The 6,937-nt window shown below is 42.8% G+C and carries 9 protein-coding genes; 8 read left to right on the forward strand and 1 reads right to left on the reverse strand.

The features are described from left to right. Positions 1-5: 5 nt before the first annotated feature. The 8 genes from DWY31_RS13465 (at position 6) to DWY31_RS13500 (ending at position 6,109) form a co-directional block, all read left to right on the forward strand. Positions 6-1,190, forward strand: a complete 1,185-nt coding sequence (locus DWY31_RS13465; RefSeq protein WP_243060622.1) for a type II secretion system F family protein — start codon at positions 6-8, stop codon at positions 1,188-1,190. Between the two features lie 77 nt (positions 1,191-1,267). Next, positions 1,268-1,444 (forward strand): Flp1 family type IVb pilin, encoded by a 177-nt coding sequence (locus DWY31_RS13470; RefSeq protein ID WP_021860450.1) that lies wholly within the window; start codon positions 1,268-1,270, stop codon positions 1,442-1,444. Between the two features lie 9 nt (positions 1,445-1,453). After that, on the forward strand, positions 1,454-2,836 hold the full coding sequence (locus DWY31_RS13475; RefSeq protein WP_243060619.1) for a DUF5702 domain-containing protein: 1,383 nt from the start codon (positions 1,454-1,456) through the stop codon (positions 2,834-2,836). Positions 2,837-2,912: 76 nt separating this feature from the next. Next, positions 2,913-3,722 (forward strand): TadE/TadG family type IV pilus assembly protein, encoded by an 810-nt coding sequence (locus DWY31_RS13480; protein ID WP_118520936.1) that lies wholly within the window; start codon positions 2,913-2,915, stop codon positions 3,720-3,722. After that, positions 3,710-4,183, forward strand: a complete 474-nt coding sequence (locus DWY31_RS13485) for a hypothetical protein (RefSeq protein ID WP_021860447.1) — start codon at positions 3,710-3,712, stop codon at positions 4,181-4,183. Before DWY31_RS13480 ends, DWY31_RS13485 begins: the two co-directional genes overlap by 13 nt. Positions 4,184-4,219: 36 nt before the next feature. After that, complete coding sequence (locus DWY31_RS13490) at positions 4,220-4,645, forward strand: TadE family protein (RefSeq protein WP_226976880.1); 426 nt, start codon at positions 4,220-4,222, stop codon at positions 4,643-4,645. Further along, positions 4,623-5,390: a DUF6382 domain-containing protein gene (locus DWY31_RS13495; RefSeq protein WP_118520938.1), complete on the forward strand. Its 768-nt coding sequence runs from the start codon at positions 4,623-4,625 to the stop codon at positions 5,388-5,390. Before DWY31_RS13490 ends, DWY31_RS13495 begins: the two co-directional genes overlap by 23 nt. A gap of 104 nt (positions 5,391-5,494) precedes the next feature. After that, entirely contained in the window at positions 5,495-6,109 is a 615-nt protein-coding gene (locus tag DWY31_RS13500) for a rhomboid family intramembrane serine protease (RefSeq protein ID WP_117537454.1), read from the forward strand. On the opposite strand, the gene DWY31_RS13505 is transcribed toward DWY31_RS13500, so the two are convergent. Then, entirely contained in the window at positions 6,059-6,811 is a 753-nt protein-coding gene (locus DWY31_RS13505) for a sensor histidine kinase (RefSeq protein WP_118520940.1), read from the reverse strand. The genes DWY31_RS13500 and DWY31_RS13505 overlap by 51 nt on opposite strands. Positions 6,812-6,937 lie beyond the last annotated feature (126 nt).

Here is a 6,937-nt window from a genome sequence, read left to right on the forward strand (position 1 = left end):
TGAGCATGTTCATTCTGGGGATTACACTTCTGGCGGTGGATTTCGGACAGACACGGACAGCGATGAAAGATGGGTTGACAAGAAACCCATCCGGGAAAGGAAGCAGTATGCATGATCTGGAAGCGGTTATTGGCGATTCACAGAAAGAAAAACTGAAAATTGAAGTTGGAGAACAGGAATATACAAAACAGGATATGAAGAAATTTTTCCGGCGCTGTATCAGAAAAATTGAGAAACAGATGCCGGGAGAAAATGAATCACTGGATCATGTAGAACAGGACCTTAATTTGATGACAACGCTGGAAGGAGAACCGGTGGAGATAAGCTGGGAATTATCGGAATACAAGGTTATGAATGTATATGGTGAGATCCAGAAAGAACATGTTCGGACAGACGGTACGCCGATCGAGCTTCATGCAGTACTGACTTATACGAAAGACCGGATGGAACAGGCAAGATACAGTTGTGCTGCAGTGATTTATCCGGAGTCACTCAGCGGAAATAAAAAAGAAACAGCAAGACTGAAAGAGAAAATTGAAGAAAAAGAAAAAGAGACACGGGAAAAGAAACGTTTTGTCCTGCCACAGACACTAGGGCAGAAAGCGGTGAAATATTATCGGGAGATGGATTACCGGGGACTGATCGTAATCGTGATGGGTATTCTTACGGGCGTGCTTTTGTGTGCACTGGAGAAACAGAAAGACGATGAAGCGAAAAAAGAACGGCAGAAGCAGATGCTTCTGGATTACCCGGAAGTTCTGAACAAACTGACGCTGTATTTAGGGGCAGGAATGACATTAAAACGGGCATGGTGGAAGATTGTAACAGATTATGAAGCACAGAGAGAAGTCTGGGGTGAACGTTTTGTATATGAAGAAATGAAACAGACCTGTTATGAGATGGAAAGCGGCATCATGGAGTCAGAGAGCTATGAGCGTTTCGGCAGAAGATGTGAAAGGCAGGAGTATATACGACTCGGCGCACTGCTGTCACAGAATCTGCGTAAAGGTGGAAAAGGACTGGGACAATTGCTGAAAACAGAAGCCATACAGGCGCAGGAAGAACGGAAAGCACACGCAAAGAGAGCAGGAGAAGAAGCAGGAACGAAGCTGTTACTTCCAATGTTTCTGATGCTTGCAGTTGTTCTGGTGATTGTGATCGTACCGGCATTTTTGTCGGTGCAGTTGTAGGTATACTTAAAATGTAAATGGTGTGAAAGAAAAAGGGATACAAAAGTAAAATGAAAATATGAAAAGGAGCGGAAATTATGTGGAGATGGTATCGGTTGAAACAGGTTTTACAGGAAGAAGACGGAATTGGTGTAGTGGAGGTTATTTTAATTCTGGTCGTGCTGATCGGTCTGGTTTTAATTTTCAAATCACAGCTGACCAGTCTGGTAGAGACGATTTTCGAGAAGATCACCAGCGAAAGTTCGGGAATATAGGAGGATAGAATGATGGTGTCAGGTGCAAAAAAAGGAGAAGTGACAGCCTATCTTAGCCTGATATTTATTCTGTTTATATCATTTGTCGGGGGCATTATGGAAAGTGCCTCCGTACAGATGGCAAAAAATTACAGGCGTGCGGATATGAACCGGGCAATGGAGTCCGTATTTGCAGAGTATCAGAAAGAACTTCTGGATGAATATGAGATTTTTGCATTGGAGGCAACTTATGAAACAGGGACGTATGGCGAAAGAAATATAAAGAAACGGCTGGAATTTTATGGGGCTGAAGGAATGGAACAGTCTGTGAAACGGCTCAGCCTTTTGACGGATCATGGCGGACAGCCTTTTCTTGAACAGGTGGCGGTTTATATGGAAGAGAAGTATGGAATGGATAAAGTGAAAGACCTGACAGGAAAAAGCGCAGACTGGAAAACACAGGAAGAAGAAGCGGGAAAATACGAAGAAAATGAGAAGAAACAGCAGGGAGAACTGGATCAGTTATTAGAAGAAAATGAAGGAGAACTTCCAGAGAAAGATAATCCGATTGCCCATGTAGCAGGTCTTAAAAAGTCATCTCTTCCGGAATTGGTGATGCCGAAAGGAAAAGAAGTATCTGACAAGCAGATGAACCTGGCGGACACACTGGAATACAGAGGAAAAAGAGAAGGTTATGGTGACTTCTCGGATGTATCGGAAGGAATTGGAAAGTTAGATCATCTGCTTTTGGGAGAATATCTGATGGAACATTTCCCTGATGCAACAAAAGCAGGACGGAAAGGAGACCTGCTAGATTACCAGTTGGAGTATTTTCTGGAAGGAAAAGGAAGCGACCGGGAGAATCTGGAAGCTGTTGTAAAAAAACTGCTGATGTTACGTTTTGTTCCTAATTATATATATTTGCAGGGAAATGCTGCAAAAAAAGCAGAAGCGAAGGCGATGGCATTATCGCTTTGTGCGGTTCTTGCAGTTCCGGCGGTAACAGAGGCGGCAGCGCAGGTAATTCTTCTTTCATGGGCGTATGGAGAGTCGCTTGTAGATATACGAAGCCTGCTGGGAGGAGGGAAGATACCGCTTGTCAAATCAGATGAAAACTGGCAGTTATCTCTGGCGGGATTGTTGAAATTAGGTGAAGACGGAGATTTGAATGATGGAAAAGACTGCAAAGAAGGACTGGGATACCGGGACTATGTGCGCATGTTGTTATTTCTCACGAGTAAGGAGAAATTAGGACTTCGTGCACTGGATATGATCGAAGGTACATTGCGGGGGCGGTTCGGACTTGCTTTCTTCCGTGCAGACCAGTGCATCAGCAAGATAGAAATGAAAAGTACCTGTAAACTGCGGCGTGGGATTACTTATCAGTTTCCAACTTACTATGGATATCGCTAGGGGTGAAGACAGATGCTCTTTCGGACAAATAAAGAAAAACTTTTCATAGAACGAAGAAAGGAGAAGGATTCGTGCCATGATAAAAAATTATAAACTCCCCTTAAGACCTATCGAACGGACATCGTCTGAAAGAGTATCTGTCTTCACCTCTCGAAAAGGAAGTATCACAGTTGAGGCGGCTATAGCAGTGCCGATATTTTTCCTTGCAGTAGTCTGTCTTTTGTATTTGATGGAGATGATGGCAGTGCAGACGGCAGTGCGAAGTGGACTGCAGTACGCAGGAAAAAGGGCAGCGCAGGAATATGCCATAAAACCTTTTATGCAGACGAAGCAATTGGAAAAGGAAGTGGTTGAAGGAATCGGTGCTGATCGGTTAGAGAGAAGTATTGTGGAAGGTGGCAGTGCAGGAATCGACTGCAGTCATTCGCAGATGTCAATACGGACAGGAATTGCGAATCTACAGGCGGAATACAGGATTCGTGTTCCAATTCCGATGTTTTCCATCCCTACGATAACATGTGGTGTGGAATTAAAGGTCAAGGCGTGGACTGGTTATGAAAAAGAAGGATTTGGAGATCAGCAGAAAGAAACGGTATATATCACAGAAACAGGAATGGTTTACCACAGGGATTATCACTGTGCTTATCTGGATCTGACGATTAAGAGTGTGTCAAATGGACAACTGGATACTCTGCGCAACAGCAGTGGTGGAAAGTATCATCCTTGCGAGCACTGTCATCCGGCAAATGCAGGATCGGTATTTATTACCAATTATGGAAACCGGTATCACAGTTCTGTCTTGTGCAGTGGACTAAAGCGTACAGTATATGCCATTCCGGTGTCGGAGGCAGCAGGAAAAGGAGTGTGTTCAAAATGTGGAAAATAAGTCAGATGGTCTGCCTTGGGATTCTGGCAGGTATGTCTGTTACGGATTTATTATATCGGAAAGTGTCTGGAGAGCTTCTTGCGGCAGCGGGAATTGGAGCAGTCATTTTTCAGATATGCTATGGAAAATGTAATGTCTGGATTCTTGGTGGTGGAATTGCAGTCGGATTATGCTTCCTTGGGATCAGCAGACTGACAGGTGAAGGAATAGGATATGGAGACAGCATCATGATTCTGTTGCTTGGAATTTATCTGGGAATCTGGAAATTGCTGATTGTACTCTCTGGTGCATTTTTTCTTCTCGCACTGGCTGCGGTCGTGTTACTTAGTTATTACAGTATCCGGGGAAAGGGTATGGCGCAAGGAACTGTGGGGATGAAGAAAATATCCCGTAAATATGCACTTCCCTTTTATCCATTTCTGACATGTGGATATATATTGTATCTGGTCAGTTGGAAATAGAGCTGGGAGAAGACAAAGCTGAGAGGAGGCAGAAGTGTGAAAAGAAGAAAATTATCAGGAAGCATGACCGTAGAGATGTCTTTCTTAATGCCGATGATATTATTTCTGATCATGGGGTGTATTTTGGCGGTTTTTTACTATCATGATAAAAATATTCTCGGTGCGGCAGCGTATGAGACAGCAGTGGTCGGAAGTACAAAAGCAAGGGAAAAAGATGGCGTAGAAACAGGAAAATTACAGGCATTATACAGAGAGCGGATAAGAAAAAAATGCGTTTTATTTCCAACGGGTCGAGCAAATGTAACCGTCGGAAAAGAAGAAATAGAAGTGACGGTAACTGCGAAAAAAGGAAAATTCAAAGTAGCGGTCCGAAAATGTGCTGCCGTTACAGAACCGGAAAGGAAGATCCGGGAGAAAAAGAAACTGGAGGAATTGGCAAATGGAGCGAAAAATAACAATTGAGGAAGAGACAGAATACAAAGAAGATTATCAGATGCGTATGCTGATGAGTAATGAAATTATAGGAATATTGCCGGTGAGAGGTAGAGGATTTAACGGGCGAAGTTGCTATGATTATAATGTGAGCGGCAAGATTTCTATGCGGGCAATGTATGAGCGAAATGAAATCAGTGCGAAAGACATAAAAATATTTCTGGAATGTTTAAGTATGGCGCTTGAGGAAGTGCAAAAATATCTGTTGGACATTCATTGTATATTATTAAACCCGGAATATATTTTTTATGAGGAGGAGCAGTTTTATTTCTGCTATTATCCACCGAAGACATCGGAATTATGGAAAGATCTGCATGAATTGACGGAGTATTTTGTCAAACATGCAGATTATCAGGATGAGGAAAGTGTACAGACGATCTTTTTTCTGCATAGAGAGACGATGGAAGAAAATTACAGCCTGGATAAGATTATGACAAAGATTCTCTATCAGGAGGATGAGCGAAAAGAAACCAGAGAGAATGAGGACAGAGAGATACAGAAAAAGGAGGTGCAAAACAGGAGGAATCTGTGGGAAAAAGAGGAAGTGCGGTATGATACGAGAGAACATGACTGGATCGTAGAGCAGGAGATGGGAAGCCTGATCATGGAAGAGACGGAGAATCTGTGGACACCGGTAAGGCGTTTCCTTAGAAAACACAAGAAGCCACGCTGGGGTGAATGGGATGATCTTCATATTGAAGAGGAAGAATTATAGATACAATTATGGATGGAATTGTAAAAGAAATTTTGATTTTTATATGTAATATATGCTATACTCAAGAAAAGATATCAGATAATTTGAAAGTGTGGTCTGACTAAATGAGATATAAACAGGAAAAAGCGCCCTGTACAGTTTTATTGATTCTGGCAAATATTATTGTATTCTTTGTACTGACAGCAAAAGGAATGACCGAGGATGCGGAGTTTATGCTTGGACATGGAGCCATGTATGTTCCTTATATTATAAATCGTGGAGAATACTATCGATTGTTTACGAGCATGTTTATGCATTTTGGATTCGATCATCTTGCGAATAATATGGTAATGTTGCTTGTTATAGGATGGAATCTGGAAGGTGAGATTGGAAAGATTAAGTTTTTGATCATATATTTCTTAAGTGGGCTGAGTGGGAATATCTTATCAGCACTCTGGGATATGCAAACGGGTGATTATGCGGTATCCGCAGGCGCATCCGGCGCAATCTTCGGGATTGTGGGAGCAATTTTATATGTAGCAATTCGTAACCGCGGCCGGATTGGAACGATTACCGGTCGCGGCATTCTATTTATGATCATACTGAGTCTGTACTATGGATTTACCAGTGGCGGTGTGGATAATTTCGCACACATTGGTGGTCTGGTATCCGGTCTCGTTCTTGCAGTGTTATTGTACTGGAAGAGAAAGCGTAAATACCGTGAAAGTGCCTGGGACTGAGGAGACAGTAAGTGTTCCGCCATGGGACGTGGCAATTCTCCGTGCCAGCGCAAGGCCAAGACCGGTTCCATCTTTTTTATAAGTGACGAATGGCTCAAAGATCTTATCACGTTGTTCCGATGTGATACCGCAGCCATTGTCCCGGATCTCGATTACAAGAGACTGTTTTGCAAGACGGGCTTCCAGAAAAATGGAAGGAAGCTGTTCCGGGTTTTTCAAAGCCGGACTGAGTACAGCAGCTTTTGCATTTGTTAAGAGATTCAGTAACAGTTGACGCAGTTTTACCGGATCAGCCTGAATAACCGGAAGCGCAGGCGGAATTTTAGAAGTCATTTGAATATCGGTATCCAGGATGGATGTAGCAAAAGAAAGAGCAACATTCCGGAGGAAGGTATTCGTGTCGAGTGACTGAAGAGACAGGCGGTCTCCGTTATTAAAATCGGAGAGTTCCTCCAGAAGTTGTTTCATATATTCAACATCCTGGTGCATGTTCTTCCAGTGCTTCGAGGGGAGAAGTTCAGGAAATTCATTTTCCAGAAACTGTAGGTTACTGTATACCAGCGTAAGCGGGTTGCGGATTTCATGACTGATGGTACTGATCTCCATACGGTGATGGGAGAGAAGTCGGGTGAGAAGTTCCTTTTTCTCAGGGCTTTCTGCCATGATCTGTTGTAATTTGTCGTAGTCTGTCTGCGTAAACATAATACTTACCGCCTCCTTTCTGATTACTCAGTTTAGCATTGGCGGTTAAAATAATCAATTACATTTATAGCCTGCAAATAAAAAGTCAAGGCTAAATTGAAAGAACATTGAAAATTTTATACAGGT

Origin of the sequence: Dorea sp. AF24-7LB (assembly GCF_003478575.1) — a bacterium.
GTDB classification, from domain to species: Bacteria; Bacillota; Clostridia; order Lachnospirales; family Lachnospiraceae; genus Dorea_D; species Dorea_D hominis.